This window comes from Pseudactinotalea terrae (genome assembly GCF_009733845.1).
GTDB classification, from domain to species: domain Bacteria; phylum Actinomycetota; class Actinomycetes; order Actinomycetales; family Beutenbergiaceae; genus Pseudactinotalea; species Pseudactinotalea terrae.
This window is the reverse complement of the sequence record NZ_WNXZ01000001.1, coordinates 1,284,836-1,311,002: the sequence shown is the minus strand read 5'-3', so window position 1 is coordinate 1,311,002 and position 26,167 is coordinate 1,284,836. Positions and strand designations below refer to the sequence as shown.

Genomic DNA, 26,167 nt, shown 5'->3' with positions numbered 1-26,167 from the left:
TGGGGCGCACCGGGGCGTGAGGGAGTTCTCGTGAGCGAGTGTCCTCTCCACGCGCCGGTGAGCATCCCTGCCGACGGCACGCCCGTGCGGCCGTCGCCGGAGCTCGCTCGCTGGCGGGCGCAGGGCCCAGCGGTGCCGCTGAGGTATAGGGACGGGCACGAGGGCCTGCTGATCACCCGCTACGAGGAGGCCCGCGCGGTCCTCTCCGACCCGCGGTTCAGCCAGCAGCCCCAGCGGATGCCTGACAGCCACGCGGCTCTGGTGGAGCGGGTGCCGCCCGGCGAGGTGGACGAGGAGATCGCCGAGGCGGCTCGGCTCTCGAACATCCTCGGGTGCGACGGCGCGGCGCACCTCCGGCTGCGGCGCGCGATCACGAAGCGCTTCTCGGCGCGTTCGGCGCGCTCATACATCGAGCGTGTCGAGGAGATCGTGGAGGCGGCGTTCGGCGGGCTGCTGGAGAGCGGCTCGCCGGCGAACCTCACCCGGGTGTACGCGGAGCCCATCTCGGCGCAGGTGCACGCCTTCGTGCTCGGGATACCCGAGCACCTGGTCGAGAGGTTCACCGACGTGTACGTGCGCGGCGCACCGCTGCAGGTGCAGCACGATCTGCTGCGCGAGGCCATCGCCCACCGGCGCGAGCATCCGGGCGAGGACGTGATCACCGATCTTCTCGCGAGCGACCTGAGTGCTGCCGAGGTGCTCGGGATGATGCACACGCTCAGCATGTCCGGTCGCGACACCGTGGCCTACTTCATCGTGACGGCGATGGTGGCGCTGCTCAGCGACCGCAGCCAGCTCGAGGCGCTGGCCGCCGATCCCGACCGCATCCCGGCCGCGATCGAGGAGATCGTCCGGTACGGGACGATGTTCCTCACGGTGTTCCCGCGGACCGCGCTCGACGAGGTCGAGCTCGGTGATCGCATCATCCCGGCGGGGACGACCGTCTCGGTGAGCGCGGTCTCCGCGAACCGTGACGAACGCCGGTGGGGAAGCAGCGCGGACCGACTGGACGTCCACCGGGACGCTCAGGGTCACCTGGCGTTCGGCGACGGCGCGCACATGTGCGTCGGGCAGCAGGTGGCCCGGGTCGAGCTCGCGGTGGCGCTACGGCGGCTGATCACCGGCCTGCCCACGCTCCGGCTGGTCGAGGCCGAGCAGCTGACGCCGCAGCCGCTCGCGCACCCGGTGGCCACCTACGAGGCCGGTTCCCTCGTCGTCGGCTGGTAGCCGTACCCGGTCCTGGCGTCGTCGCCGGTCGCCCGACGGTGCGGCTCCCACCGGCGCGAACCCGCCCGGGCTAGAGTGAGGGCGTGCGGATCGCCGTTGTCGCAGAGTCGTTCCTCCCGCAGGCGAACGGTGTCACCGTCACCGTGATGCGGCTTCTCGACTACCTCGCCGAGCGCGGTGACGAGGTGCTGGTGATCGCCCCGACCCCCGGTCGGGGCAAGGACGCTGTCAACTCGTACGCGGGCGCCGAGGTGCGCAGGTTCAAGGCGGTGCCGCTGCCGGGATACGCCGAGATGCGGCTGTCGACGCCGCGGGTGCGGACCCTGGAGGAGCATCTTCGCTACTTCTCTCCCGACGTGGTGCACCTGGCCGCGCCGTTCGTGCTCGGGTGGCAGGCGATCGGAGCGTCCCAGACGCTCGGGCTGCCGAGCGTGGCCGTCTACCAGACCGAGGCGCCCACCTACGCGCGCCGCTACAAGGTCAAGCACATCGAACCGTTGCTGTGGAAACGCGTGACCGACATCCACAGACGCGCGACCCTCTCGCTCGCGCCCAGCACGTACGCGTGCCAGCAGCTGATCGATCGGGGCGTGCACCGGGTGGCGGTGTGGCCGCACGGTGTGGACCGGGACACGTTCTCACCGGCCAACCGCGACGAGGCGCTCCGGATGACGGTGGCCGGCCCCGACGAGGTGCTGGTGGGCTACGTGGGCCGGTTGGCGCGCGAGAAGCAGGTGGAAGACCTGGCGGGGTTGCAGTCGCTCAAGGGTGTGCGGCTGATCGTCGTCGGCGACGGACCACGGCGCGAGCGGATCGAGAAGGTGCTGAACAAGGCCACCTTCACGGGGCACCAGAGCGGCGAGGACCTGACCAGGCTGCTCGCCAGCCTCGACGTGTTCGTGCACACGGGCGAGATGGACACCTTCGCCCAGACGATCCAGGAGGCCAAGGCCAGCGGGGTGCCTGTGGTCGCGCCGGCCCGTGGCGGGCCGATCGACCTGGTCGAGCACGGGGTGACGGGTTTCCTGTACAAGCCGGGCGATCTGCACGCGATGCGTCGCCACGTGAGACAGCTCGTCAGCGACCCTGGGCTGCGGCAGCAGATGGGCGCGGCTGCCCGGGTCTCGACGGAGAACCGCACCTGGGACGCCGTGAACGAGCAGGTCACCGTGCACTACCGGAACGCGATCGAGTTCGCTGCCGGTGACGTCGTGGCTGGAACTCTCGCGCCCCGGCGGCGGCTGCTGACACGGTGAGCCCAGGACGAGCGGCTAGGGTGACCACCCGTGCCGATCGTGCGAGTTGCTGACCCCGACGACGAGCAGGTCGCCGACTACACCCGGCTGACCGACGTCGCCCTGCGCGCCCGGCACGAGCCCGGCAAGGGTCTGTACATCGCTGAGTCCTCCACCGTGATCCGGCGAGCGATCGCCGCGGGCCACCGGCCGCGCTCGTTCCTGATGGCGCCGAAGTGGCTGGGCAGCATGGCAGACCTGCTCGAGAGCGCCGGCGCCGGCGCGGGCGGCGACATCCCCGTCTACGTGGCCGAGGAGTCCGTGCTCGAGAAGCTGACCGGCTTCCACCTGCACCGCGGCGCGCTGGCAGCGATGCACAGACCCCCGCTCGCGCCGGTGTCCCAGGTGGTGGCCGCGGCGCGGCGGGTCGCGATCCTGGAGGACGTCGTCGATCACACCAACGTGGGTGCGGCGTTCCGCTCTGCGGCGGCGCTCGGCGTCGACGCGGTGCTCGTGACACCACGTTGCGCCGACCCCTTCTACCGTCGCAGCGTGCGGGTCTCGATGGGCACGGTGTTCCAGGTCCCGTGGACCCGTATCGAGCCATGGCCCGGGGGCGTGGCCGAGCTCCAGGCGGTCGGCTTCACCGTTGCCGCTCTCGCCCTCGCCGAGGGTGCGATCACGCTCGACGAGGTCGCTTCCGATCCGCCCGAACGCCTCGCCTGGGTGCTGGGCACCGAGGGTGACGGCCTCTCGCGGGGTGCTGTCGAGGCAGCTGACCGCGTGGTCAGGATCCCGATGGCCGGTGGGGTCGACTCGCTCAACGTCGCCGCTGCCGCGGCTGTGGCGTTCTGGGCGACCCGGGTCCAGTCGGCGTGCATCAGCTCGTAGGCGGGTGCTCGGCGACGCAGAAGAGGTTGCCCTCCGGGTCGGCGAGGGTGGACCACTGAACCCACGGAACCTCGTCGAGGATGTCCCAGCGATGGCTCGCGCCCAGTCCGACGAGGCGCGCGACCTCCTGCTCACGGGTGCCCCACGGCACCGTGAGGTCCATGTGCTGTCCCTGTCGATCGGGCCGTGGGTCGGAACGGCGCATCAGGAACAGCGGAACGCCGCCGGGTTCGTGGGCAGAGATGATGGCGTAGTCCGGGTCCTGGGCGTCGATGGTGCCGCCGAGTGCCGCGGACCAGAACTCGGCAAGACTCGCCGGGTCATCAGCTTCCATGTTGATCGCGCCGAGGGTGATCTGGGTCTGTGTGCTCATGCTGGGAACCGTAGGGGAGGGCACCGACATCACCCCTGCTGTCCGCGCCCACGGCTAGCGTGTGCGTCGTGACCACCACAACGCCACCCGATCCGGGGCACTCGCGACTGCTGCTGCTCGACACCGCGAGCCTGTACTTCCGCGCCTACTTCGGGGTCCCGGACTCGATCACAGCGCCCGACGGAACACCGGTCAACGCCGTCCGAGGGCTGCTGGACTTCATCGCCCGGCTCGCGGGCGACTACCGGCCCACCCACATCGTGTGCTGCTGGGACAACGACTGGCGGCCGCAGTGGCGGGTCGATCTCGTGCCCTCGTACAAGGGTCACCGCGTCGAGCAGGTCGTGCCCGGCGATGCCCCCGACGTCGAAGAGGTGCCCGACCCGTTGCAGGTGCAGATCCCCGTGATCCTTGCGGTGCTGGAGGCGCTGGGCATCGCCGTGGTCGGAGCCGACGAGGCCGAGGCCGACGACGTCATCGGCACCCTGGCCACCGAGGCCGGCATGCCCGTGGACATCGTCACCGGCGACCGGGACCTGTTCCAGCTCGTCGACGACGACGCCCAGGTTCGCGTGCTCTACACCGCACGGGGGGTGGGCAAGCACGAGAGGGTGACCGACGCCGTCGTGCTCTCGAAGTACGGGGTCCACGCGAATCAGTACGCCGACTTCGCGACGATGCGCGGCGATGCCTCCGACGGGCTGCCGGGTGTCGCGGGGGTGGGCGACAAGACGGCTGCCTCGCTGCTCTCCGAGTACGGCGACCTCGCGAGGATCCGTGCTGCCGCTGCCGACCCGGCGGTGACGATGGCCGCGGGCGTGCGGAGCAAGCTCAACGCTGCTGCCGCGTACCTCGATGTCGCGCCCGAGGTGGTAGCCGTGCGGCGTGACCTCGAGCTGGGCGTCGAGCTGGGCGATCTGGTGGTGCCGGGCAGCGATGAGGAGCATCCCCTGCCGCGTGCACCCGAGTCGCTGGTCGAGCTGGTGGACCGATGGGGTCTCGACAGCTCGGTGCAGCGGGTGCTGGCTGCCTTCACGTCATGAAGACCGACCTGAAGAAGGAGATCGCCGGCTACACCGCGCGCCACGGTCAGCTCGCGATGGTCGAGATGCCGCCGCTGCGGTACCTGATGATCGACGGCTCCGGCGACCCGAACACCTCCCGCGCGTACGCGGATGCGCTCGCCTCGCTCTACCCGTTCGCGTACAAGCTGAAGTTCCTCAGCAAGCGGGAGCTCGATCGCGACTATGTCGTCCCACCCCTGGAGGCGCTGTGGTGGGCGGATGACATGTCGTCCTTCACCGCGCTTCGCGACAAGTCGCGGTGGCACTGGACGGCGATGCTCCTGGTCCCGGACTGGTTGAAGGACGAGCACGTCGAGATCGCGAGATCGCAGGCGGCGGCAGCCGATCCGCCGGCCCTGACGCACGTGCGCCTCGAGACGCTCGCTGAAGGACTGTGTGTGCAGACGCTGCACATCGGTCCGTACGACGACGAAGGTCCGGTGCTGCAGACGATGCACGAGACCTTCATCCCCGAGCGAGGACTGCGGATGTCAGGGAAGCATCACGAGATCTACCTCAGCGATGTCCGCCGCACGACGCCGGAGAAGCTGAGGACGATCCTGCGGCAGCCTGTCGAGCGCACCTGACTCAGCGCCCGAGGCCCTCAACGATCTCGGCGTCCGCCAGCAAGGTCAACGCGCTGCCCGGCAGCACGAGCTTCGAGCCGCGGATCCCGGAGCCGATGATGATGTGCTCGGCCTCGAGGAGGGTGGCGTCGAGCATCACGCGATACCGCTCGGGAAGACCGATCGGGGTGATGCCGCCGTACTCCATGCCGGAGTCCGCGACCGCCGTCTCCGTCGGGAGGAAGGATGCCTTCCGCACGTCCAGCAGCTTCCGCACGGTGGTGTTGACATCGGCGCGCGTGGTGGCGCGCACCACGCAGGCCGCGACCCGCTCCTCGCCGGCTCTGCTGCCGGCGACCAGCACGCAGTTGCCGGAGATCTCGAGCGTGAGGTCGTAGGCCTCGGTCATCGCGGCGGTGTCGGCGAGGTCAGGATCGATGGGGGTCACCTGGACCGCCCGGGCAGCCTGCTGGTGCTCACCGCCCTTCCCGACGGCGGTCTGCAGCGCTGCGTCCACCGGTGCGGCCAGCAGGGCCGGGTGCTCGAGCGCGGGCGTCCAGTCGAGGGTTCCGAGTCGCATGCCTCGCCACGGTAGGGCACGACGGCGGATGGGTCACCCGAGTGTCTCGGGCTCACCCGTACGCGAGATAGCGACCAGGCTTGCCGGGCTCCACGATGTGGAAGCGCTGCTCGAGGTCGCTGCTCTCGATCAGCTCGACCTGTTGCGACAGCTCCTCGTGCGTCACGACCACGTGGCGGGCCAGCTCCCACTCCTGCGCGAACCAGGTTCGGAGGGCGTCGAGGAGTGCCCGATCGGTGCCGGCGGCGAGACTCGATCTCCTGACCCAGAAGTAGACGGCGGCGTCGACGTCCTCCCAGCTGTCGGGTCCGAGCGGGGTGATCTCGGCCTTCGCGAGGAACGTGGCGTCGTGCGGCATGACGTACACGCAGCCGAGGCAGGTGGCCCCGGTGGGGTCGAGGACGGTGTAGGTGAACGCCGTACCGGCCGAGTGCCGCTGCTCGAGGCCGACGAGGTCCTGGCGGTTGGCCTCGATCGTGAAACCGTCCTCGGGCCAGCCGGTCTGCTCCCAGACGCGTAGGTAGTCCTTGCTCTCCATCACGGCGGCGTGGTCGATCTCTGCGTCGTCAGCCGTGATCGGGCGAAGGGAGAAGGCCTCGGTGCTCAGGCCTGTCGGGGGTGGCACGTGGTTGCTCTGGAAGGGCATGCCCCCAACCTGGCACGCCTGGACGGGTGAGACGAAGGGGATATCCGCGAGCCGTCGGAACGCGTCGCTGCGGGACCTTCGGCTCTCGTTGACAGGGACGCCACAGGAGAGTCTAATGGAACATCCGTTCGAGGTTCGAACGGATGTCGGTGGTCGGTCCTAGCGTCGGTTCGTAGGCAGGAGGTGCGTGATGCAGGCAGGCGTGAGGGAACGCGAGACGAGTCGGGAGGCCCGGCTCGCAGCCGCGCAGCGAGCCTTGGTCACGGCCGAGGCGAGCGCAGGGCTGCGGCAACGGCTCACCGGCGTCACCACTCTCGCGACCGCAGAAGCGGGAGCGGGCGGGCCTGCGCCGTCGAGCGATGTTCCCTCCGAGCTGTTGCTGCCGGTTCCTGCTGGCCTGGAGCAGCTGCTGCCGTGGGGCGGGCTACGTCGGGGCAGTGCGGTGCAGGTGTCGGGGTCGCGGTCGGTGCTGCTGGCCATGGCTGCGGCGGCCGCGAACGCGCCGGGGCAGGACCTGTGGTGCGCGGTGGTGGCGATGCCCGATGTGGGGCTGGCTGCGGCCGCGGAAGCAGGGCTCGATCTGTTCCGCACGGTCGTGGTGCCACAGCCAGGACCGGACGCACCGTCGGTGCTGGGAGCGCTGATCGATGGCTTCGACGTCGTGGTGCTCGGTCGGTGCGCAGCGCTCACCGAGGCCGATCGGCGCAGCGCCGGGCATCGGCTACGCACCAGGGAGGCGGTGCTGCTGTCAGGTGACGTCTGGCCGGGTGCGCAGGCGGTGCTGGAGGTGGGGGAGCGGTCATGGCTCGGCGTCGGTGCCGGCGAGGGCGTGCTGACGGGTCGGGAGGCCACGATCACCGGGTACGCCCGTGGCCTCGGGCAGCCCCGCCGGGTGCGGATCAGGATGGGCGCCGACGGCGGTGTGACCCCCGTCGGTCCGGATGCTCACCTCCCCGTGGGCGAGGGAGAGATCCATGAGCTCGACCTGGCGAGGGCGGGCTGATGAGCGCCGTGGTCTCGGGTCCGCCGCCGGGGGAGCCGCCGGAGCTGAGAGAGGCCGAGCGGGCCACCAGGCTGGCGGTGCTGTGGGTGCCGGACTGGCCGGTCGCAGCCGCCGTGGCGGAAGGTCTGGCGCAGGCGCACGAGCCGGTGGCGCTGCACGATGGCCGTGGCTTGGTGGCGGTGTCGGCGCGAGCGCGCGCGGAGGGAGTGCGTCGCGGCATGCGGCGTCGTACCGCGCAGGGACTGTGTCCGGAGCTGGTGCTGATCAACGCCGATGAAGGCCGTGACGTGCGGGCCTTCGAGCCGGTGATGCAGGCGCTGGAGGCCGTCGTGCCGGAGTCGAGCCTGCTCCGACCAGGGGTGACGGTGCTGCCCACACGGGGGCCGAGCCGGTACCTGGGCTCGGAGGAAGTGCTGGCTGAGGCTCTGGTGGGTGCGGCTGCCGAGGCCGGCGTGGAGGCGCAGGTCGGCATCGCTGATGGGATGCTGACGGCGCTGCTGGCCGCCCGTTCCTCGGAACGGGTAGCGCCGGGCCGGTCGGCGGAGAGTCTGGCCGTGCGTGATGTGCGCGACCTGGTGCACGTGGCCACCACACGCGACTCACGTGCACGGATGGCGGACCTGGTGGATCTGCTCCGCAGGTTGGGGCTCACCACGCTGGGTGATCTGGCGAGGCTGCGCACCGCACAGGTGGGGCCGAGGTTCGGCGCGCTCGGGCTGCAGGCGCACAGGTTGGCGCGCGGGCTGGACGCCCAGCCGCCACGGGTACGGCGCGCGGAGCCGGATGTCACGGTGCAGGCCGATCTCGACCCGCCCGCGCACCGGATCGATGCTGCTGCTTTCGCGGCGAGGCGGCTCGCTGAGGAGCTGCAGACCGCGATGCTCCGGCGTGGGGTGGTGTGCGCACGGCTGCGGGTGCAGGCGCGCACCGAGGATGGCGGCTCGCTGGAACGGACGTGGCGGCTCGATGGCGGTGCGCTCACCGCCGTCGAGCTCACCGACCGGGTGCGGTGGCAGCTCGAGGGGTGGCTCTCCGGTCGCAACGGACAACGACCGAGCGCTCCCGTGATCGCGCTGGAGCTGGCAGCGGAGGAGGTGAGCCCGGCGGCGGTCGCCTCCGATGGGCTGTGGGGCCGTCAAGGTCGCGGCCAGGCACAGGCCGGGCGCGCGGCGCTGCGGGTGCAGGGTCTGATCGGAGCCGATGCGGTGCTGACCCCGGTGCTTCAAGGGGGTCGGTCACCACGCGACCGGGTGCGGCTGGTCGCCTGGGGTGACGAGCCGGTCGCGCTGCGCGACCCGAAGGCCCCTTGGCCGGGGCAGATCCCCTCACCGCTGCCCGCCACGGTGCCGACAGCACCGCTGCCGGCCAAGGTCCGGGGCGACGACGGCCGCCCCGTCACCGTGGGTGAGCGCGGCGTGCTGCACGGCATGCCCGCGGTGGTCGAGGTGAACAAGCGTGCCCGTGAGGTCACCGGCTGGGCGGGGCCATGGCCGGTCCACGAACGCTGGTGGGCAGGCGGGCGGCCACGGACCTACGTGCAGGTCGTGTGCGGCGAGGCCGCGCTCCTCCTCGCCGGGGAGGGGGAGTCGTGGTGGGTGGAGGGGATGTACGACTGAGACCATCGAGATCCGCAGCTCACCACCCGTCGGGGGGTGGTGCGTCTGCCACCGACACAACAAGGTCGACGGCGTCCCGGAGCCGGGCGAGCTCGTCCTCCGACTGGAAGCGGTCACCTCGTCGGAAGGCCTCGGCCTCGGGCAGGTGGTCGAGGCAGCGGGTGGCGGTGTGGGCGACAAGCGAGCGAAGCACGCCGGTCAGCTGGTCGCTGACCACGTTTGCTGTGACACCCGCGGGGAGCGCAGCACGCAGCACGGGGTCGCCGGTCAGCATCCCCGGGTTCGTGGCGACCTGCGCCAGGATCAGTGCGGTCATCGCGACGTCGAGACCGGGTGGGCCGATCCGTGAGTTCGACCAGTCGATGACGACCGGGCCGCGCTCGCTCATCAGCACGTTGAACGGGTGCAGGTCCAGGTGCAGCCGGATCTCGCCGTCAGGCCACGGCAGGGCGTGCAGCCGATCGAGCAGCTCGGCAAGGATCCGCCCGCTCTCGGGAGGCGAGACGTCACCGCGCAGCCCGGCAACGGCGAGGCTCGGCCCGCTCACCAGCTCCATGACGAGATCCGGACCGGCCACCGACTCCACCGTCGGGACCGGGTAGCCGAGGGTGCCGATCTCGCGCATGAGAGCGCCCTCGGCCTCCGCGGACCGGCCGTCGCGGTAGCGGCGCAGCACCAGCCCGTCGCCGTGACGGAAGACGTCGGCGTCGCGCCCGCCGGAGAGGATGTCCATGCATCGACGCTAGCGGTGCCGCGCGACCTGCTCAGCGCGAGCCGCGCACCAGCTGGTCAGCACTCAGCCGATCCCCAGCCGCGTCGCGACCTCGTTCCCGCCCACGGCACGAATGATCTCCGGGTCACCGACGATCACCAACAGGTCCGTGGCTCGCGACATCCCCACGTAGAGACGCTCGGTGGCGCGTTCGCGAGAGCCGTCGTCGTTGACGCACAGCACCACCACGCGGCGCTCCAGGCCCTTGCAGCCGAGCACGTGCCCGTAGAAAACGTCGTCGGTGTCCCAGAACGTGCGCCAGTACGCCTCCTGGTCACCATCGCCGGCACGCTCGACCTGGACCGGGTGCCGCTTCCCGGTGGTCAGCAGGCACACGTGCTCCTGCGGCCAACCCTCCTCCTCGAGCAGCTGCTCGATCTGGTCGTCGGCCGCGCTGACCGCACCCTCGAGCGAGGCCTTCACGAACCGGACGCGCGGACCGTCGCTGCCGCGTGGCCGCATCCGTGACGGGGCCAGCGGCGCGAACGCGTCGAGGATCTGCCGGGTGTTCCGCAGGTTGTGATCGAGCACCAACGGCACGAGCGGCACCGGAGGCTCGCCGTAACGGGCGAACAGCCGCTGGTTCTCGTCGGAGTACACGTACAGGCCGCTTGCCTCCTCGTCGCGCAGCGCCCCGAGTACCGGGGTCCACCACGAGTCCGCGAAGTCCTGAGCCTCGTCGACGATGATCGAGTCGTACGTGCCGGAGTGCGGAAGCGCCGCCGCCAGCCAAGCCATCTCTGCCGGCAGCTGGTTCTCCCAGAAGTCGCTGTCCTGGCGGGTGCCGGTGGCCGCGCCCCACTGCAGCCCGAACTCGTGGAAGGTCCCCACGAACGCCGGCCGCTCCTTCCAGCTCCAGCCGGCGACCACGCGCTTGAGGTGCTCGGCCAGCCCTATCGAGTAGCACAACAGCGCCACCCGCTCCTTGGACCGGCCGCCGCCGCCCCTGGACAGCTCCTTGGCCTGCTGCAGCGCCAGCACCGTCTTGCCCGAGCCTGCGCCGCCGCGCACCTCGACCCGCCGCAGGAGTCGGGTGGCGCCGAGCAGCACCGCCTGCTCCATCGTGAGCTGATCGGCGATGGCGGCGCGCTCCTCGGACCTCGCGAGCACGTCATGCGCCATGCCACGGGGCTGGGTGAGGATCTCGGCGACGACGGCGAGAGCGTCGGCGTCCGCAGGCGCGGTACCCGCGTGCTCGGTCATCGTCAGCTGCTGGTGCAGCCGCTCGACCAGCATCGGCTGGTCGAGCCGGTCGTGCAGCATCCAGCGGGGCAGCTCGGCGAGCTCGAACTCCGGACCGAACTCCGTGAACGGCGTCACCACCCCGTGCGCCCAGCGGATCCGATCCCGGCTACCCCAGCGAGGATCGTGCTCGATCTTGTTCCGCAGCGCGTACATCGACGCCCGCGCTTGCCCGACCGGGTCGATCGCCTTCACCCCGTCGTCGCGGGTGATCGACCAGCCGCGCTGCGGATCCCAGGAGACACCACCGCCCTTGATCTCGAGTGCGACCGCGCCGAGCCCCGGTATCAGCACGAGCGCATCGATCTCGTGGTTCTTGTTCCGGTCGGACAGCCGCAGGTTGCCGAGCAGGTACGCACCATCGGGAAGCTGGTCCGTGAGCCGGTTCCAGACATCCCGCTCTGAGGCGTTGGTCAGCTTCGGGTCCTCGGGCCACACCCAGGGACCGGTGCGCTCGTCCATCGATTCCCCCGTCAGCTCGGTTGCGAGCCCAACCTAGGACGAGGCGCTGACATCTCAGCCGCGTTCGACGCGAAGATCGGCGACATCCCATCCCATCGACGTGGCCGCGGCGCTCACCGCCGGCTCCAGCTCCGCCGCGGACGGCGCCGCCACGCCGGGGAACGTGGTCACGAGGAACGAGCGGGACTGCCCGGAGCCTTCCGCGCGCCACCACCCGGAGATCCGACCCTGATGGAGCAGCGGGGGCAGCACCATCCCGTTCCGCTGGTTCCACAGGATCGCGTGCTGCTCAGCGGTGAGGAACCGCGTCCGGGCCTTCGGGTCGTACCCGCACATCAGCGCGTCGAACTCCGGGAGCAGCCGAGCACCGACGTCCGAGACCGGGCGAGGGGCGCCGTCGGGCACATCCCAGTAGTCCCGCCCGTCGGGACCTGGGAGCATGCTCAGCCGGTCGGCGAGGCGCGCGAGCGCAGCGTCGACCTCCCGGAGCCCGATCCCGGCCCACCACGCCACGTCGTTGCGGCTCGCTGGCCCGTGACTGCGCAGATGAAGGAGCACGACGGCGTCCATCGCCTCCTCGCGCGCGCTCGCCCTCAGGTCCGCCAGCCTCCCCGTGTCGCGGTGGCCGCCATCGGCCAGGACCGCGGCCACGGTGCGGTACTCCGGCCGGCCCTGGCCCTCCCAGCCCCCGGTGAGCGGGCGGCGGATCAGGCCGCCGTGCCCGAACGCCAGGTACCGGCCGAGGGGCTGCCCGAGCTGGTCGGTGGTCGTCTCGCCGTGCGAATCCAGCCAGCTGCGCAGGTGCAGGCCGAGCGCGTCGACACCGCGCCACTGCGGGGTCGCGAACTCCTCGATCCCGGCCCACACCTGCTCGAGCGTGGCCGTGCGCAGCTTGAGCGTGCGTGCCCAGATCGCGCGCTGGCCCACACGGGTGGCGCGGTCGAGCCAGACGTGCTGCTCCGGCGTCGAGGTGTGCACGGTGCCCCGGATCGAGCTGCCGCGCACGAGCGCGAGCCCCTCGTACGCCTCCGTGATCGTGGGGTGCCCGGCGCCGAGCCGCGCTCCGATGCCGAGGAAGGCCGACCGTGCTGTCTGGGTCTGCAGCGGCCCGATGCAGCCCACCAGGTCGGACACGGCGCCGACTCCATCACCACGCACCCGCGGGAACTGTCGCGCGAGAGCGCGCCTGCGCAGCTGGTCCCAGGTGTAGGAGCGGTCACCCATGGGGGACCGCCACCGAGATCGCCATCACCGATGAACCCTAACGGGGGGCTGTGACATTGCTCTCTGGTGCGATTAGGTGAGGTCAGGCTAACCTTATTCACGATGACTCAGACCCTCACCGCGACCGTCCAGCCCTGGCGGCTGTTCCGTACCGCGGTCACCCGAGTGCAGCCGCTCAGCCCGAGCTTCGTGCGGATCACGTTCGCCGGGGCGGAGCTCACCGAGCTCGGTGATGATCGGTTCGACCAGCGCGTCAAGGTCATCCTTCCGGCGCCCGACGGCTCGCTCGAGGTCGGCGACTCCGATGGTCTGAGCTGGTACCAGGAGCTCATGGGCCGCGAGGAGATCCGCCGCAACCCGGTCCGCACCTACACCTCCAGGTACGTGCGTGCCGACGCGGGTGAGATCGATGTCGACTTCGTCCTCCACGGCGACGAGGGCCCCGCCTCGCGCTGGGCCGGGACCGTTGCGCCCGGTGACGAGATCATCCTGTGCGGGCCCAACCGAGCCCACGGTGGCCCGTACGGAGGGACCGGCTTCAAGCCCGCTGAGGGGACCGACCGGTTCCTCCTCGTGGCCGACGAAACTGCCGTACCCGCGGCGCTGGCCATCCTCGAGGGCCTGCCGCGCGACGCGACCGGAGCGGCCCTGCTCGAGGTGCCGCACAGCACCGACGAGCTCCTGGTCGACGCGCCTGCGGGCGTGCAGGTGCGCTGGCTCGGCCGCGACGGCGCCGGTCACGGCACCATGGTCGAGCCCGCGGTCCGCTCGCTCCTCGATCGTTGGCTGGGTGAGGGTGCGAACGGGATCGACGTCGGCGACCTCCCGATCGACCCCGACGGATACCTCTGGGACGTGCCCGACCAGCCGGTCCGGGGCGAGTTCTACGCATGGCTCGCCGGTGAGGCCGGTGTGGTCACGCGGCTGCGCCGCGCGCTCGTGAAGGAGCACGGTGTGGACCGCCGCTCGGTGGCGTTCATGGGGTACTGGCGCACCGGCAAGGCCGAGGGCTGACCTGCTCAGCCCACAGCGGATCTGCTGTGGGCAGCATGAGGTGAGCTCCGCCGTCGAGCGGGCTCATGGTGGTTCCCAAGGAGAGGAGCCACCATGGCGAACCTGGACGACAGGCTGATCGAGAACCTCATGCAGCACCGGATCCTGGTGCTGGGGCAACAGGTCGACGACGACATCGGGCGCAGGCTGACCAGCCAGCTGCTGCTGCTCGCGGCGGAGGACCCGCGCGCGGACATCACGATGCTGATCAACTCCCCGGGCGGCGTGGTCTCGGCCGGGCTCGGCATCTACGACACGATGCGGATGATCGACAACGACGTGGCCACGGTCGCGACCGGCCTCGCCGCCAGCATGGGCCAGTTCCTGCTCTCGGCGGGTACGCCGGGCAAGCGGTACGCACAACCGCACGCCCGGATCCTCATGCATCAGGGCTCGGCGGGCCTGCAGGGGTCGCCGATCGACATCGCGATCCAGGCCGAGAACCTTGAGCACACCAACAGGGTGATGACCGAGCTGACCGCCGAGCACACGGGCCAGAGCATCGAGACGATCCACCGCGACTCGGACCGCGACCGCTGGTTCACGGCGGACGAGGCGCTCGCGTACGGGTTCGTCGACGCGATCGTGGACGGCCCGGGTGTGCTCGCGCTCGGGGTGCCGCGCCGCCGGGTGGGGGTGCTCGCGTGAGCTACACGATCCCCAGCGTGGTCGAGACGACCGCCCAGGGGCAACGCGCCTCGGACGTGTACTCGCGCCTGCTCTCGGACCGCATCGTGTTTCTCGGGACCGAGATCGACGACGGTGTCGCTAACACGATCATCGCCCAGCTCATCCACCTCGAGTCGGCCGACCCGGACCGGGAGATCTCGCTGTACCTCAACTCCCCGGGCGGATCCGTGACGGCGAGCCTCGCGATCTACGACACGATGCAGTTCGTGCGGGCGCCGATCTCGACGATCTGCGTGGGGCAGGCCGCCTCGACCGCGGCGATGCTGCTGGCCGCGGGGGAGCCGGGGCGGCGCGGGATGCTGCCGCACGCGCGGGTGCTGCTGCACCCGCCCGAGGCAGGCGGCCGCGGCACGTTGCCCGACCTGCGGCTCGCGGCCAAGGAGGTCGCCCGGACCCGTGCCCAGCTCGAGGAGATCCTCGCGCGCCACACCGGCCGGCCGATCGAGCAGGTCGCAGAGGAGGTCAGCCGCGACCTCGTGCTGCCCGCTGAGCTGGCGCGGGAGTACGGCGTGGTCGACGAGGTGATCGCGAGCCGCAAGCTGCTGCCTGCCGCCTGATCGAGGCCATCCCGACGGCGAGATCCGCCGCCGGTGTATCAGCACGGGTGTGCCCTCGCTCCTGATGTCCAAGAGCGGCCGGATCGGCCGGCCGTGCGGCACAGCAGGAGCAGGTCATGCCTACCGCCTTCGATGGTGACTTCCGCAAGGACCGTGCCTACCCCGTGCTTCGAGAGTTCAAGGCGCAGACCGACGTACGGACGTTGCTGAAGAGCTTTGACGCGCACTCGGTCGGGATCGGTCCGAAGATCGTGGGCGGCGAGGTCACGAGCAAGCTGGCGCTGACGTTCTACGTCACCCACAAGAGCGCAGCGGAACGACTGAACCCGGCGACAGCGGTCCCCAAGACGTTCGAGTTCCGCAGCCGCCTCGACGGCGCGTCTCGGCGTGTGTCGACCGACGTCGTCGAGAGCCCGCCGGCCTCCTTCGAGCTCGACCCGAAGGACCGGATTCGGCCGGTGCCGGGCGGTGTCAGCGTCGGTCCGCCCACCGGGACGCTCGGTGGCTGGGTCTGGGACGAGACCGACGACACGATCGTGGCCCTGAGCAACGAGCACGTGTTCGGCCACACGGCCGGGGCGCGGATGCCGCAACCGGGCACCGTGATCGACGGTGGCAGCAATCCCGCGGACACGATCGGCACCACGAAGCGTGGGATCGCCCGCACCACGACCGGCACCAACACGGTCGACTGCGCCATCATGGCGCCCACGAACGAGGACATCTACGAGCTCACGGTCCATGACATCGGTCCGGCGGTCTACGCGCTGGCGACGCCGGTGCTCAACCTGCTGGTCGAGAAGTTCGGCCGTACGACCGAGCACACCTACGGCCGGCTCGCCTCGGTGGACTACATGACCACCCTCGTCAGCGGTCACACCTTCGACGACTGCTTGCGCATCGAGCCGGTGGACCCCTCGGACGACTGGTCCGCGGGCGGTGACTCCGGGTCCGTGGTGTTCAGCCAGACGCCGACGAGCGAGGGCGGCGCGATCAAACCCGCCGTCGGGCTGCACTTCGCCGGAGGTGGGGTCTACGGCGTCGCGTGCAAGATCCAGAACGTCTTCGACGAGCTGGACCTGACGACGCTGTGCGCCGGTGCGTTCGCGAATTTCATCGACTCGCTCAACGCCTCGGAGGAGTCGCTACCTGCGATCCCTGAGACGGTCGTCGCTCGGCGCCTCGGCGTGCTGCCGCTGACGACGGCGGAGTTGCCGATCACGGTCAGCCACCGCTCGCCGATGGTCAGCTGGGCGGGTGGGTTCACCGACGCCGTGCGACGGCACGCCGCCGCGCTCAACCCCACCCGCGGGCTGGCGCGTGACGTCCAGAGCAGGCTGCAGGGAGCCGCCAAGGGCAGGGTCCTGACCGACGCCGTCGACACCCACCGGGGCGAGCTGCTCACGATGCTCGCCAAGGACGGTGACGTGAGACGTGCGGCGCTCTCGGCGCTACGGCCGATCACCGGGACCGCGGTGACCACCGACGACGTGCTGGGCCGTGTGCTGGGGAGCGAGGACGTGGAGCGGCTCAGCAAGCTGGCCGAGATCGTGGACCGGCGCGCGAGCAACGACTTGCGGGCCGTGCTGCGCGAGCTGCGTGACATGCTCGATCGCAGCGAGGGACGCAGCCTCGCGCAGGTGTTCGGGGTACGTGTCCGCTGAGCGGTGGGAGAGGTCGATGACGGAGACGGAGGACCCACGTTGGCGCGCCGCCGCGGCGGCGAAGGCGTCCGAGGGCGCCGCGCTGATGAGGCAGTTCGGCGCCCACGGTCTGGGGGTGGCGTGGGTCGACACGGGTGCGGGGCAGGAGCCAGGGCTGATGCTGGTCGTGGCTGCGGCGCCCGCCGCCGTACCTGAGCCCGTGCTCGTGGAGGTCGACGGGCATCGGTACGCCGTTCCGGTGAGCGTTGAGCTGGCGCCGCCGGCGCAGTCCGAGGAGGCGAGGCCGGGCTGACGGTCAGGCAGCGAGCAGGACCGGGCCGTCGGGGCGGGCGCCGGGGCCGCGGTCGGTCGACGAGGTCGTGACGAGGTCGGCTCCCGGCAGCAGCTCGGCCGCCCGCAGCACCAGGTCGCCGAGGGGGAGGCGCAGGGCGTCGGTCACGGCCTCGAGGATCTCCGAGCTCGGCTCCTTGCGGCCGCGCTCGACCTCCGACAGGTACTGGGTGGAGATCCCGGCATGCTCGGCGACGTCACCCTGGGTGCGGTCCTGGCTGTGCCGTTCCTCTCGCAGCTCGTGCCCGATCGCCTCGCGCCACAGCAGCCGGCGCCGGGTGGCGGGGCGCGAGCCGGTCGACTCGGCCGGCGTGGTCTGCGGTGACCTCGGGAATGCGATGACGTCGCCCATGCAGGAACGGTAGAGCGCGCACCCTGCCCGCGCACGGCTGTTCGTCCCGGGCGAAATCGGCCGCGCCGGCCGGTGGTGCAACGCCGGGGGAGCCACCACACTGGCTCGGTATGACGAGACCCGGTGCACGACTCCTCGCAGCCGCCGCGACGCTGGCCGCGATCCCGGTAGTGGCCGCCTGCGCCGGCGCGCCTGCGGGTGACGGCGGAGGTGGGCCGACGACGGCCGGCGGCCCCGCGCGCGAGGAGGTCCCGCCGTCGCAGCTGGTGGGGTTGTGGCGGGTGGATGCCGAGGGTGAGAGCGAGGACACCTGGGTACAGATCGGTTCGCCGTACTCGCCCCACGACCTGACGCTGTGGCGGGAGTGCGGTGCGATCAGCGGCTGGTGGCTCCCCGGTGCCGGAGCGATGCTCACATCGATCGAGAGCTGGTCCGGCGCGTGCGGCGACGGCGCGGGAGCGGTGGACTGGTTGCTCGCCGTCGACGGCTTCGCGGCCGATGGTGAGGATCGGGTCCTGCTCGACGCCGAGGGCGAGGTGCTCGCCACCCTCAGCCTCGACGGCGAACCGCCGCCGCATCCCGACGTCGCCGACGAGCTCCGTACGCAGCCCGAGCTCACCGAGGAGCAGGCCGCCGAGCTCGACGTCCGGCCGGAGCCGCTCCCGAACGGCACCGAACCGGCAGCCGCCGAGGAGGTGCTCGGCCGCTGGGTCCCGGTCGAGACCTACGAGACCGATCCCTTCATCGAGCTTCTCGACGACGGGACCTGGACCGGCTCCGACGGCTGCAACGGCGTCGGTGGCCGCTGGCTGCTCGACGACGAGCTCGTGCTGCTGGTGACCTCAGGGCCGCAGACCCTCATCGGCTGCGAGGGCGAGAACCTCGGCTCCATGCTGGTCGGCTCCGCGTGGCTGGTGGTCGACGGCGACACCCTGACCTTCTACGACGCCGAGGGCACGGTCATCGGTGAGGCGGCGCGGGGCTGATCGCCGATGGTGGTGGCCGTTCACCGGCGCGCCGACACACGGACGAGGGCGCGGCGCGCCCGCACCCCGAGGGATTGCGGACTCCGAGTCAGCTCACGATGCTCGACGGCGGCCGCGAGCTGGTCGAGGAGATCTTCGAGGAGGGCGTCGTGCAGCGGGACGACCACCGTGATGACCGTGGCGCTCGGGCTCTCGATGGCGAGCGTGTGGGTGACGCGGGTGCCGGCGTCGGTCGGCGCCAGGGTGAAGCCGTGCCAGCCGCTCACACCCCCTGCAGGATCCAGGGCAAAGGTCAGCGCGGACCCCTCCTCGACGCGGGTGACGCCGTAGCGGATCGGTCCATGGCCGCCGTCGGAGCCAGGGCGGAGGCCGTCGCTGAGTCTCAGCCGAGGCCAGCGGTCGCGGGGCCAGACCCGGTCCTGCGGGGAGCTGAGCGTCGACATCGCCTCCCAGACCTCGGCGGGACAGGCTCGGACCTCGCGCTCGTGGATGTTCGTCAGGCCAGTGGTCGTGCGGGTGGTCCAGCCCATCTCCAGCTCCTCCATACGGTAGCGTACGGATGCACCATACGCTGCCGTACGGTAGGGTGGCAAGGTGTCCTCGCAACCTCGCTCGAGCTCCCGTCTGAGCAGGGTCGACTGGGTCGAGGCTGCCACCCGCATGGGAACGCGGGTCGGCTTCAAGAACCTCGCTGTCGAGCTGTTGGCCGCCGAGATCGGGGCCACCAAGGGGAGCTTCTACTGGCACTTCCGCGACCGCGCGGAGCTGGTTGACGCCGTCGTCGAGCAGTGGGCGCACACAGCGACCGAGGCGATCATCGCTGACGTCGAGGAAGGTGGGTCGGGCGATGCGCTGGAGCGGCTCGTCGACGTCGTGCTCGGGCACCCCGAGTCGGCGCCGACGGAGTGGCGGATCCTGGGTGCCGCCGACCACCCGCAGATCGGGCCTGTGGTCGCGCGTGTTCACGAGACGCGCATCGACTACGTGCGGCGGCTGCTGCGAGCGCGCGGGATGGCCCCTGCGCGGGCAGCTGCGCGCGCCAGGGTGCTGTACGCGGCTTACCTGGGCAACCTCGTGCTGCTCGACGCGCCCGGGGTGATGGACGCCGTCAAGCGGTCATCGTTGCGCCGCGAGTTCTTGGCGCTGATCGACGCGCCGTAGCTAGCCCGCCCACGACTGCCGGCTCGTGCGTACCTTCTCACCGGTCTCGGCGGCCCGCTGGATCGCCAGGTCGAGGTAGCGGTCCTGGGCGGCTTCGGCCAGGGGGTAGGGCGCCGGGCCGCCGCGCGCGTGCTCACCGGTGGCCTCGAGGATCGACGCGATGGCGATCTCGTCCTCGGCTAGCCGCGCACGCAGATACGGGTTGGCGTACCGCCACGCACCCTCGAAGGTGTAACCGCGCAGGAACATGCCCTCGTGGTTGCCCGGCCCGCCCGCTGCCACCCGTTCGAGGCGGGAGACCAGCGGTGTGCGGGGGTCGAGGAAGCGACGGACCTCCGTGTCCCGGAGCTCGCCGTCGGTGCCCCGGATCAGCATGCCCGGCGAGCGGGCCCAGTTCCGGTACTGCTGGTCGTCGAAGTCGAACGTGCCGTGGCGGTCGCCGAAGTCGAGCCAGGCGAGCGTGCGGTAGGTCTCCGTGACCATCGTCTCCGTCTCTGGGTCGCCGTAACGGCTCGGACCCAGCCGCACCGGCGAGGGGATCCTCGTCGCGGTGATCTCGGCGTCCTCGAACGTGATCCCGAGCGCTCGGCGCAGCACGCTGACGCCGTGGTAGCCGTGCGACACCGCGACCTGGGCCTGCGAGACCGTTCCAAGCAGGCCGGAGCGTGCGATCGAGATCTGCGCAGCGATCAGCGGCTCGAGGTGGTACTGCTCAGCGACCTGGATGCGCAGGCCGTCCCGCTCGAGCGCGCACAGGGCGTCGAGCTGGGCCACGTCGACTCCCGGCGGCGTCTCGGCGAGCACGACGGGGCCGCGGTCCTTCAGCTCGGCGATCACCGTGGCGCTGCTCGAGCCCGGCACGGCTACGACGACGACGTCGACGCCGTCGAGATCGGCCTCGGCGACCGAGCCCCACGTCGTGGTGCCATGCTCAGCGGCGAACTCGCTCGCGCGCTCGGGGTCGCGAACCACGGCTCCGGCGAGCCGCAGCCGGTCCGGAACCGCGGCGATGACGCGGGCGAACGTGTGCGAGCGGTAGCCCGCCCCGACGAGGGCGACGGTGGTGAGCATGGGTGTGACCTCCTGGGAGCAGGCTAGGGCTTGGGCGGTGCCGTGGGCGCAGGGTGTCGTATCCCGGTCCTAGCCTGCGGGTGTGCGGTCCTCAGGGTCGAAGACCAGCTGCTCGCCGGGGTTGACGTGGAAGGACGCATCAGGTTAGATAGAACACATGTTCTAAAAGCTGAGGCGGTCGGCGATGCGGGTCGAAGGAGAATCCATGGATGGCGAGAGGATAGGTGACGGCGTGACCAACGGGTCGGCGGCTACCCTCTCGCGGGTCCGACTCGGCTCTCGTGAGGCCGAGGTCGCCGAGCTGCTGCTGGCGGCGCGGGCACAGGCGCACGCGTTCGGTTCCGCAGCGGTCGCAGGTGTGCGGCAGTCCTGGCTCGAACCCGATGCCGATCCCACCGCGGCACTGGTTGACCTGATCTCGGCGTTGGAGGACGTCACCTCGGCCGCAGCTGCGCTGCAGGCCCGAGCCGTGGTCGAGCTCGACCGGACCCGACGAGCCCAGGAGGGCGAGGCGGGCACGAAGGCGGACCAGCGCGGCCGCGGCGTTGCCGCTGAGGTCGCGCTCGCCGCCCGCACGTCCCTCGTGCGCGGGCGCACGCTGATGGGCTTCAGCAAGGCGCTCTGCCTCGAGATGCCCCACACCTTGCACGCACTCGCCACCGGGCGTCTCTCGCCGTGGCGCTCGATGTTGCTCGTCAAGGAGTCGGCATGCCTGCCGCGCGAGGACAGGGCACGCCTGGACAACGATCTGTGCGCCAACCCCGAGGTGCTCGCCGGTCTCGGTGACCGCCAGGTGGGAAACATCGCACGAGGATGGTGCGCGCGGGAGAACGCCGCGGCCGTCGTCGAGCGCCGATCCCGTGCGGAGGCGGAGCGCCGGGTCACGCTGCGCCCTGCCCCCGACACCATGGCGTACCTGACCGCGCTGGTCCCGGCTGCGCAGGGCGTCGCCGCGTTCGCCGCGCTGAGCAAGCATGCCGACTCGGCTCGAAGCAGCGGCGACCCACGCGCTCGCGGCCAGGTGATGGCCGATGCACTGATCGCCGGTGTCACTGGCCAGCATGAGGGAACCGCCCCGCCGGTACTGGTCAACCTCGTGATGACCGATGCCGCGCTGTTCCACGGCGATGCCGAACCTGCCGAGGTTCCCGGCTACGGCCCGGTGCCTGCAGCGGTCGCCCGAGAGCTGGTGGGTGACGCCGGTCGCGGCGCCGGTGCCTGGGTGCGTCGGCTGTACCGCGCACCTGACAGCGGATCGTTGGTCGCGATGGACTCCCGTCGAAGGAAGGTGCCGAAGGGGCTGCGCGAGTTCATCGATCTGCGCGATGCCAGCACCTGTCGTGTGCCCTGGTGCGATGCGCCGGCCAGGCACAGCGACCATGTGGTCCCCTGGGCGGCCGGCGGCCCCAGCTCGGCAACCGATCTGCAGTCGACCTGCGAGGGGCACAACTACGCGAAGCAGGCGCCTGGGTGGGCGATGCGTCCGCACAGCGAGGATCGAGGGGTTCTCCAGCGACATACGGTCACCACGCGAACACCGAGCGGTCATCGGTACGTCAGTGCGGCGCCACCGCTGCCCGGCGGTGATGTCGGTGCTGGGACCGGGCGGGAGCGTGCACGTCGGCTACGCGATCCGTTCAGATCCGCGGCCGTCGAGATCGACGCGCGCGAGGATCCGTCGCCCGGTGAGTTCGCGCTGGCCGAGGTGCTGGCCGGATGGGCGGCGTGAACGCGGGCTCACCCGCGTACGCCGAGCTGCACGCGCACTCCTCGTTCAGCTTCCTCGACGGCGCGAGCCAGCCCGAGGAGCTGGTGGTCGAGGCCGTGGGCCGCGGGCTGTCTGCGCTGGCGCTCACGGACCATGACGGCTACTACGGCGTGGTCCGGTTCGCCGAAGCCGCGCGTGGTCTGGGGCTGCCCAGCATCTTTGGGTCCGAGCTCAGCCTCCCCGATCAGCACCTGGTTGTGCTCGCACGCGGTCCCGAGGGGTACCGGCGGCTGTCACGCGCGATCGCCACCGCACACCTCGCGACCGGCACGAAGGGCGAGGCCGACTACCGTCTGGACGAGCTGGCCGAGCACGCCGGCGGCCAGTGGGTGGTGCTCACCGGATGCCGGCAGGGCGCCGTGCGGCGTGCGCTCGAGCCGAGCCCCGGTGTCTGGGACCCTGCCGCGGCGCGCGCCGAGCTCGAGCTGCTGATCAAGGCGTTCGGTCGGGACAACGTGGCCGTGGAGGTCACCGACCGCGGCGCACCCCTGGATGCCGCCCGGAGCCAGGTGCTCGTCGACCTGGCGCACGCGGCCGGGGTGGTGGCCGTGGCCACGGGGAACGTCCACTGCGCCTCGCCGCGGGACCAGCCGCTCGCCGACACTCTCGCAGCCGTCGGCGCCCGCACCAGCCTCGACCAGCTCGACGGCTGGCTCCCGCCCACCGCCAACCACATCCGGTCACCGCTGGAGATGGCGCACGTGCACCGGCGGCACCCGCAGCTGCTCACCGCCGGCCTCGAGATCGCCGACCAGTGCGCCTTCGACCTCACGCTCGTGGCTCCGAACCTGCCGCCGCACCCCATCCCACCCGGGCACACCGAGGCCTCCTGGTTGCGTCATCTCACCGAGGTCGGGGCCGCCGAGCGATACGGGCCACGCGACGCCGAGCGGCAGCCAGGCGCGTACGCGATGCTCGAGCACGAGCTCGGCATCATCGAGCGGCTCGGATTCCCTGGCTACTTCCTCATCGTCCACGAGATCGTCGACTTCTGCCGCCGCAACGGCATCCTCTGCCAGGGGCGGGGGAGCGCGGCGAACTCGGCCGTCTGCTTCGCGCTCGGCATCACCGCGGTCGACGCCGTGCAGCACCGGCTGCTGTTCGAGCGCTTCCTCTCCGAGGGGCGCAAGGGCTACCCGGACATCGACATCGACATCGAGTCCCGCCGTCGAGAAGAGGTGATCCAGTTCGTCTACGAACGGTACGGGCGTCGTCACGCCGCGCAGGTCGCGAACGTCATCTCCTACCGGCCGCGATCCGCGATCCGGGATGCGGCGAAGGCGTTCGGCTTCGATGCCGGCCAGCAGGATGCCTGGTCCAAGGGGATCGAGCGCTGGGGCACGTTGCGCGCGGGCAAGACCACCGAGCTGCGGCGTGACGGCCCCTGGGAGCCCAGCGCCGCCGTCGATGCCGCAGCCGAGGGCGACACCGACGACATCCCGGTCCACGTCGTCGACATGGCCGAGCAGATGCTGCGGCTGCCGCGCCACCTCGGCATCCACTCGGGCGGCATGGTGCTGTGCGAGGGCCCGGTCATCGACGTGTGCCCGGTCGAGTGGGCCACCATGCCCGGGCGCACCGTGCTGCAGTGGGACAAGGACGACTGCGCCGATGCCGGGCTGGTCAAGTTCGACCTGCTCGGCCTGGGGATGCTGACCGCGCTGCGGCTGGCCTTCACGTGGGTGAAGGACATCGAAGGCGTCGAGGTCGGCCTGCACTCGATCCCGCAGGAAGACCCGGCTGTCTACGACCTGCTGTGCGCCGCCGACACGGTGGGCGTGTTCCAGGTGGAGTCCCGCGCCCAGATGGCCACGCTGCCGCGCCTGCGTCCGCGCTGCTTCTACGACATCGTCGTCGAGGTCGCGCTCATCCGCCCCGGTCCGATCCAGGGGCAGAGCGTGCACCCCTTCATCAACCGCAAGAACGGGCGTGAGCCCATCACCTACGCGCACCCGCTGCTCGAGCCTGCGCTCTCCAAGACCCTCGGGGTGCCGCTGTTCCAGGAGCAGCTGATGCAGATCGCGATCGACGTGGCCGGTTTCACGCCGGCCGAGGCCGATCAGCTGCGCCGGGCGATGGGCTCGAAGCGGTCGGTCGAACGCATGGAAGCCCTCCACCAACGGCTTCTCGACGGGATGGCCGATCGCGGCGTCGACACCGAGACCGGCGAGCAGATCTTCGAGAAGCTGAAGGCGTTCGCCGACTTCGGCTTCCCGGAGTCGCACGCCTTCTCGTTCGCCTACCTGGTCTACGCGAGCTCCTGGTTGAAGGTCCATCACCCGGAGGCCTTCTACGCCGGGCTGCTCGCCGCGCAGCCGATGGGGTTCTACTCGCCGGCCTCGCTGGTCGCCGATGCCGCCCGTCACGGGGTCAGGGTCGAGCGGGCGGATGTCGCGATCTCGGAGGTGCAGGCCTGCGTGCAACGGGCCGACGACGGCGGACTGGTCGTCCGCCTCGGGCTCGCACCTGTGCGGGGCATCGGGGAGAAGACCGCCGAGCGGCTGGTCGCCGCCCGGGAGCGGTCACCGTTCGTGGACGTCGCCGACCTGTCGCGGCGGGTCGGCCTGTCGGCCGCACAGCTCGAGGCGCTCGCCACTGCGGGTGCGCTCTCCTGCTTCGACCACAGCCGGCGGAAGGCGCTGTGGTTGGCCGGTGCGCTGGCAGGGGAGAGTGGGCACCGGCGCGGCGACTACGTGCAGGAGCCGCTGCCGTTCACCGCTGTGGGCCTGGAGGTTCCCGAGCTGCCGGAGATGGACGGCGTCACCCAGGCCGTAGCCGACGTGTGGGCCACCGGGTTGTCGACCGATTCCTTCCCCACCCAGTTCCTCCGCCCTGATCTCGACACCGCAGGGGTGCTCACGATCGAGAGAGTGCCGCACTCGGGCAACGGCACCCGGGTCCGGGTGGCCGGGGTGGTCACGCACCGGCAGCGACCGGCCACCGCCGGCGGTGTCACGTTCCTGTCGTTGGAGGACGAGACCGGTCTGCTCAACGTCATCTGCTCAGCCGGCGTGTGGGGCCGGCACCGGAAGGTCGCTCGTGGCAGCGCGGCGCTCGTGATCAGAGGCACCGTGGAGCACGCCGACGGCGTCACCAACCTCATGGCAGAACGGATCGAGCCGCTCAGCCTGCGGGTGCCGAGCCGTTCTCGCGACTTCCGGTGACCGGGTTGGCCGCCATCCAATCGCGCATCGGCAGCAGGTTCGCGATCGGCGCGAAGAGGTCGAGCGTGCCATAGTCCACGACCAGCCCGGTCACGCCGCCCGCAGCCATCGAGGCGGCCCACTCGATCGCACCGGGAAGCGGCACCTGCATGATGAGGCCGGCCTCGTCCTCGCTCAAGCCGTTCGCCATGCCGCCGGACCGAGCGCGGGCCGCGGTGGTGAAGGCCAGCACCAGCGGACCCTGCTCGTGCACGATGGCGTACGCGGTCGGTCGCTGCGGCTCTCCTCGCGCGATGAACAGCCAGTGCTCCAGGCCGTAGACGGCTCGCCACACGCCGTCCATAGCGCCGGGATCCTGCGGCGCCGCACGCAACGCCGCAGCGCGGCGGTCGATCGTCGCGACCACCTCCGGAGCCCGGTCGAGGTCCGCGCGTGGTGGGGTGGGCGGGGAGGCGCCGTGATCGCTCATC

The 26,167-nt window shown here is 71.1% G+C and carries 26 protein-coding genes; 16 read left to right on the top strand and 10 right to left on the bottom strand.

The features are described from left to right. Nucleotides 1–30 precede the first annotated feature (30 nt). The 3 genes from GPA03_RS06430 (at nt 31) to GPA03_RS06420 (ending at nt 3,353) form a co-directional block, all read left to right on the top strand. Complete coding sequence (locus tag GPA03_RS06430; protein WP_156251084.1) at nt 31–1,227, top strand: cytochrome P450; 1,197 nt, start codon at nt 31–33, stop codon at nt 1,225–1,227. A gap of 83 nt (nt 1,228–1,310) precedes the next feature. After that, a complete protein-coding gene (locus GPA03_RS06425) occupies nt 1,311–2,483 on the top strand; it encodes a glycosyltransferase family 4 protein (RefSeq protein WP_156251083.1) in 1,173 nt (390 codons plus the stop codon). A 30-nt stretch (nt 2,484–2,513) separates the two neighbouring features. Then, on the top strand, nt 2,514–3,353 hold the full coding sequence (locus tag GPA03_RS06420; protein ID WP_156251082.1) for a TrmH family RNA methyltransferase: 840 nt from the start codon (nt 2,514–2,516) through the stop codon (nt 3,351–3,353). Here the strand turns inward: GPA03_RS06420 and GPA03_RS06415 are convergent. Next, on the bottom strand, nt 3,343–3,726 hold the full coding sequence (locus GPA03_RS06415) for a VOC family protein (RefSeq protein WP_156251081.1): 384 nt from the start codon (nt 3,724–3,726) through the stop codon (nt 3,343–3,345). The two genes, GPA03_RS06420 and GPA03_RS06415, sit on opposite strands and share 11 nt — an antisense overlap. A gap of 68 nt (nt 3,727–3,794) precedes the next feature. Here GPA03_RS06415 and GPA03_RS06410 point away from each other — a divergent pair, with 68 nt between their 5' ends. Further along, nucleotides 3,795–4,769 carry a 5'-3' exonuclease gene (locus GPA03_RS06410; protein WP_241681096.1) on the top strand — a complete coding sequence of 325 codons (975 nt, stop codon included), beginning with the start codon at nt 3,795–3,797 and terminating at the stop codon, nt 4,767–4,769. Continuing rightward, on the top strand, nt 4,766–5,377 hold the full coding sequence (locus tag GPA03_RS06405; protein WP_156251080.1) for a GyrI-like domain-containing protein: 612 nt from the start codon (nt 4,766–4,768) through the stop codon (nt 5,375–5,377). Before GPA03_RS06410 ends, GPA03_RS06405 begins: the two co-directional genes overlap by 4 nt. Nucleotide 5,378: 1 nt before the next feature. Here GPA03_RS06405 and GPA03_RS06400 read toward each other — a convergent pair whose 3' ends face one another. Together GPA03_RS06400 and GPA03_RS06395 are read right to left on the bottom strand one after the other, a co-directional pair. Next, nucleotides 5,379–5,936: a YbaK/EbsC family protein gene (locus GPA03_RS06400; protein ID WP_156251079.1), complete on the bottom strand. Its 558-nt coding sequence runs from the start codon at nt 5,934–5,936 to the stop codon at nt 5,379–5,381. Nucleotides 5,937–5,988: 52 nt separating this feature from the next. Then, nucleotides 5,989–6,582, bottom strand: coding sequence for a GNAT family N-acetyltransferase (locus GPA03_RS06395; RefSeq protein ID WP_156251078.1), 594 nt, complete (start codon nt 6,580–6,582; stop codon nt 5,989–5,991). A 202-nt stretch (nt 6,583–6,784) separates the two neighbouring features. Between GPA03_RS06395 and GPA03_RS06390 the strand changes: the two genes are divergently transcribed. Beyond that, nucleotides 6,785–7,585 (top strand): hypothetical protein, encoded by an 801-nt coding sequence (locus GPA03_RS06390; protein WP_156251077.1) that lies wholly within the window; start codon nt 6,785–6,787, stop codon nt 7,583–7,585. After that, entirely contained in the window at nt 7,585–9,201 is a 1,617-nt protein-coding gene (locus tag GPA03_RS06385) for a DNA polymerase Y family protein (protein WP_156251076.1), read from the top strand. The genes GPA03_RS06390 and GPA03_RS06385 overlap by 1 nt, the downstream gene beginning before the upstream one ends. 19 nt (nt 9,202–9,220) lie before the next feature. On the opposite strand, the gene GPA03_RS06380 is transcribed toward GPA03_RS06385, so the two are convergent. The 3 genes from GPA03_RS06380 to GPA03_RS06370 form a co-directional block, all read right to left on the bottom strand. Continuing rightward, nucleotides 9,221–9,934, bottom strand: a complete 714-nt coding sequence (locus GPA03_RS06380; protein WP_156251075.1) for a phosphotransferase — start codon at nt 9,932–9,934, stop codon at nt 9,221–9,223. Nucleotides 9,935–9,997: 63 nt separating this feature from the next. Continuing rightward, on the bottom strand, nt 9,998–11,677 hold the full coding sequence (locus tag GPA03_RS06375; RefSeq protein ID WP_156251074.1) for a nuclease-related domain-containing DEAD/DEAH box helicase: 1,680 nt from the start codon (nt 11,675–11,677) through the stop codon (nt 9,998–10,000). Between the two features lie 54 nt (nt 11,678–11,731). Then, the gene (locus GPA03_RS06370) at nt 11,732–12,901 is read right to left on the bottom strand and encodes a winged helix DNA-binding domain-containing protein (RefSeq protein WP_156251073.1); all 1,170 of its coding nucleotides are present in this window, start codon (nt 12,899–12,901) and stop codon (nt 11,732–11,734) included. Nucleotides 12,902–13,003: 102 nt separating this feature from the next. Between GPA03_RS06370 and GPA03_RS06365 the strand changes: the two genes are divergently transcribed. The 5 genes from GPA03_RS06365 to GPA03_RS06345 all read left to right on the top strand — a co-directional run bounded on the left by GPA03_RS06365 (nt 13,004) and on the right by GPA03_RS06345 (nt 17,157). After that, complete coding sequence (locus tag GPA03_RS06365) at nt 13,004–13,915, top strand: siderophore-interacting protein (protein WP_156251072.1); 912 nt, start codon at nt 13,004–13,006, stop codon at nt 13,913–13,915. Nucleotides 13,916–14,008: 93 nt separating this feature from the next. Next, a complete protein-coding gene (locus GPA03_RS06360) occupies nt 14,009–14,602 on the top strand; it encodes a ClpP family protease (protein ID WP_156251071.1) in 594 nt (197 codons plus the stop codon). Beyond that, nucleotides 14,599–15,201: a ClpP family protease gene (locus GPA03_RS06355; protein ID WP_156251070.1), complete on the top strand. Its 603-nt coding sequence runs from the start codon at nt 14,599–14,601 to the stop codon at nt 15,199–15,201. Before GPA03_RS06360 ends, GPA03_RS06355 begins: the two co-directional genes overlap by 4 nt. Before the next feature lie 116 nt (nt 15,202–15,317). After that, entirely contained in the window at nt 15,318–16,865 is a 1,548-nt protein-coding gene (locus tag GPA03_RS06350; RefSeq protein ID WP_156251069.1) for a hypothetical protein, read from the top strand. Between the two features lie 16 nt (nt 16,866–16,881). Next, nucleotides 16,882–17,157 (top strand): hypothetical protein, encoded by a 276-nt coding sequence (locus GPA03_RS06345; protein ID WP_156251068.1) that lies wholly within the window; start codon nt 16,882–16,884, stop codon nt 17,155–17,157. 3 nt (nt 17,158–17,160) lie between these two features. On the opposite strand, the gene GPA03_RS06340 is transcribed toward GPA03_RS06345, so the two are convergent. Continuing rightward, entirely contained in the window at nt 17,161–17,547 is a 387-nt protein-coding gene (locus GPA03_RS06340) for a helix-turn-helix domain-containing protein (RefSeq protein ID WP_156251067.1), read from the bottom strand. Nucleotides 17,548–17,657: 110 nt separating this feature from the next. Between GPA03_RS06340 and GPA03_RS06335 the strand changes: the two genes are divergently transcribed. Further along, nucleotides 17,658–18,533: an META domain-containing protein gene (locus tag GPA03_RS06335; protein ID WP_156251066.1), complete on the top strand. Its 876-nt coding sequence runs from the start codon at nt 17,658–17,660 to the stop codon at nt 18,531–18,533. Between the two features lie 20 nt (nt 18,534–18,553). Here GPA03_RS06335 and GPA03_RS06330 read toward each other — a convergent pair whose 3' ends face one another. Beyond that, the gene (locus GPA03_RS06330; protein ID WP_162458280.1) at nt 18,554–19,078 is read right to left on the bottom strand and encodes an SRPBCC family protein; all 525 of its coding nucleotides are present in this window, start codon (nt 19,076–19,078) and stop codon (nt 18,554–18,556) included. Nucleotides 19,079–19,127: 49 nt separating this feature from the next. On the opposite strand from GPA03_RS06330, the gene GPA03_RS06325 reads away from it, so the two are divergent. After that, complete coding sequence (locus GPA03_RS06325) at nt 19,128–19,694, top strand: TetR/AcrR family transcriptional regulator (RefSeq protein WP_162458279.1); 567 nt, start codon at nt 19,128–19,130, stop codon at nt 19,692–19,694. Here the strand turns inward: GPA03_RS06325 and GPA03_RS06320 are convergent, their stop codons facing one another. Then, nucleotides 19,695–20,765, bottom strand: a complete 1,071-nt coding sequence (locus GPA03_RS06320; RefSeq protein WP_156251063.1) for a Gfo/Idh/MocA family oxidoreductase — start codon at nt 20,763–20,765, stop codon at nt 19,695–19,697. Nucleotides 20,766–20,970: 205 nt separating this feature from the next. On the opposite strand from GPA03_RS06320, the gene GPA03_RS06315 reads away from it, so the two are divergent. Continuing rightward, complete coding sequence (locus GPA03_RS06315) at nt 20,971–22,494, top strand: HNH endonuclease signature motif containing protein (protein ID WP_156251062.1); 1,524 nt, start codon at nt 20,971–20,973, stop codon at nt 22,492–22,494. Continuing rightward, the gene (locus GPA03_RS06310; RefSeq protein WP_156251061.1) at nt 22,482–25,697 is read left to right on the top strand and encodes an error-prone DNA polymerase; all 3,216 of its coding nucleotides are present in this window, start codon (nt 22,482–22,484) and stop codon (nt 25,695–25,697) included. The genes GPA03_RS06315 and GPA03_RS06310 overlap by 13 nt, the downstream gene beginning before the upstream one ends. Here the strand turns inward: GPA03_RS06310 and GPA03_RS06305 are convergent. Next, nucleotides 25,657–26,166 carry a hypothetical protein gene (locus GPA03_RS06305; protein ID WP_156251060.1) on the bottom strand — a complete coding sequence of 170 codons (510 nt, stop codon included), beginning with the start codon at nt 26,164–26,166 and terminating at the stop codon, nt 25,657–25,659. The genes GPA03_RS06310 and GPA03_RS06305 overlap by 41 nt on opposite strands. Nucleotide 26,167: the final 1 nt, after the last annotated feature.

Coding starts and splice junctions, on each gene's coding strand:
- GPA03_RS06415 (WP_156251081.1), bottom strand. CDS start 3,726: ATGAGCACACAGACCCAGATCACCCTCGGCGCGATCAACATGGAAGCT.
- GPA03_RS06405 (WP_156251080.1), top strand. CDS start 4,766: ATGAAGACCGACCTGAAGAAGGAGATCGCCGGCTACACCGCGCGCCAC.
- GPA03_RS06400 (WP_156251079.1), bottom strand. CDS start 5,936: ATGCGACTCGGAACCCTCGACTGGACGCCCGCGCTCGAGCACCCGGCC.
- GPA03_RS06395 (WP_156251078.1), bottom strand. CDS start 6,582: ATGCCCTTCCAGAGCAACCACGTGCCACCCCCGACAGGCCTGAGCACC.
- GPA03_RS06385 (WP_156251076.1), top strand. CDS start 7,585: ATGAGCGCCGTGGTCTCGGGTCCGCCGCCGGGGGAGCCGCCGGAGCTG.
- GPA03_RS06380 (WP_156251075.1), bottom strand. CDS start 9,934: ATGGACATCCTCTCCGGCGGGCGCGACGCCGACGTCTTCCGTCACGGC.
- GPA03_RS06375 (WP_156251074.1), bottom strand. CDS start 11,677: ATGGACGAGCGCACCGGTCCCTGGGTGTGGCCCGAGGACCCGAAGCTG.
- GPA03_RS06370 (WP_156251073.1), bottom strand. CDS start 12,901: ATGGGTGACCGCTCCTACACCTGGGACCAGCTGCGCAGGCGCGCTCTC.
- GPA03_RS06365 (WP_156251072.1), top strand. CDS start 13,004: ATGACTCAGACCCTCACCGCGACCGTCCAGCCCTGGCGGCTGTTCCGT.
- GPA03_RS06360 (WP_156251071.1), top strand. CDS start 14,009: ATGGCGAACCTGGACGACAGGCTGATCGAGAACCTCATGCAGCACCGG.
- GPA03_RS06350 (WP_156251069.1), top strand. CDS start 15,318: ATGCCTACCGCCTTCGATGGTGACTTCCGCAAGGACCGTGCCTACCCC.
- GPA03_RS06345 (WP_156251068.1), top strand. CDS start 16,882: ATGACGGAGACGGAGGACCCACGTTGGCGCGCCGCCGCGGCGGCGAAG.
- GPA03_RS06340 (WP_156251067.1), bottom strand. CDS start 17,547: ATGGGCGACGTCATCGCATTCCCGAGGTCACCGCAGACCACGCCGGCC.
- GPA03_RS06335 (WP_156251066.1), top strand. CDS start 17,658: ATGACGAGACCCGGTGCACGACTCCTCGCAGCCGCCGCGACGCTGGCC.
- GPA03_RS06330 (WP_162458280.1), bottom strand. CDS start 19,078: ATGGAGGAGCTGGAGATGGGCTGGACCACCCGCACGACCACTGGCCTG.
- GPA03_RS06320 (WP_156251063.1), bottom strand. CDS start 20,765: ATGCTCACCACCGTCGCCCTCGTCGGGGCGGGCTACCGCTCGCACACG.
- GPA03_RS06315 (WP_156251062.1), top strand. CDS start 20,971: ATGGATGGCGAGAGGATAGGTGACGGCGTGACCAACGGGTCGGCGGCT.
- GPA03_RS06310 (WP_156251061.1), top strand. CDS start 22,482: ATGGGCGGCGTGAACGCGGGCTCACCCGCGTACGCCGAGCTGCACGCG.
- GPA03_RS06305 (WP_156251060.1), bottom strand. CDS start 26,166: ATGAGCGATCACGGCGCCTCCCCGCCCACCCCACCACGCGCGGACCTC.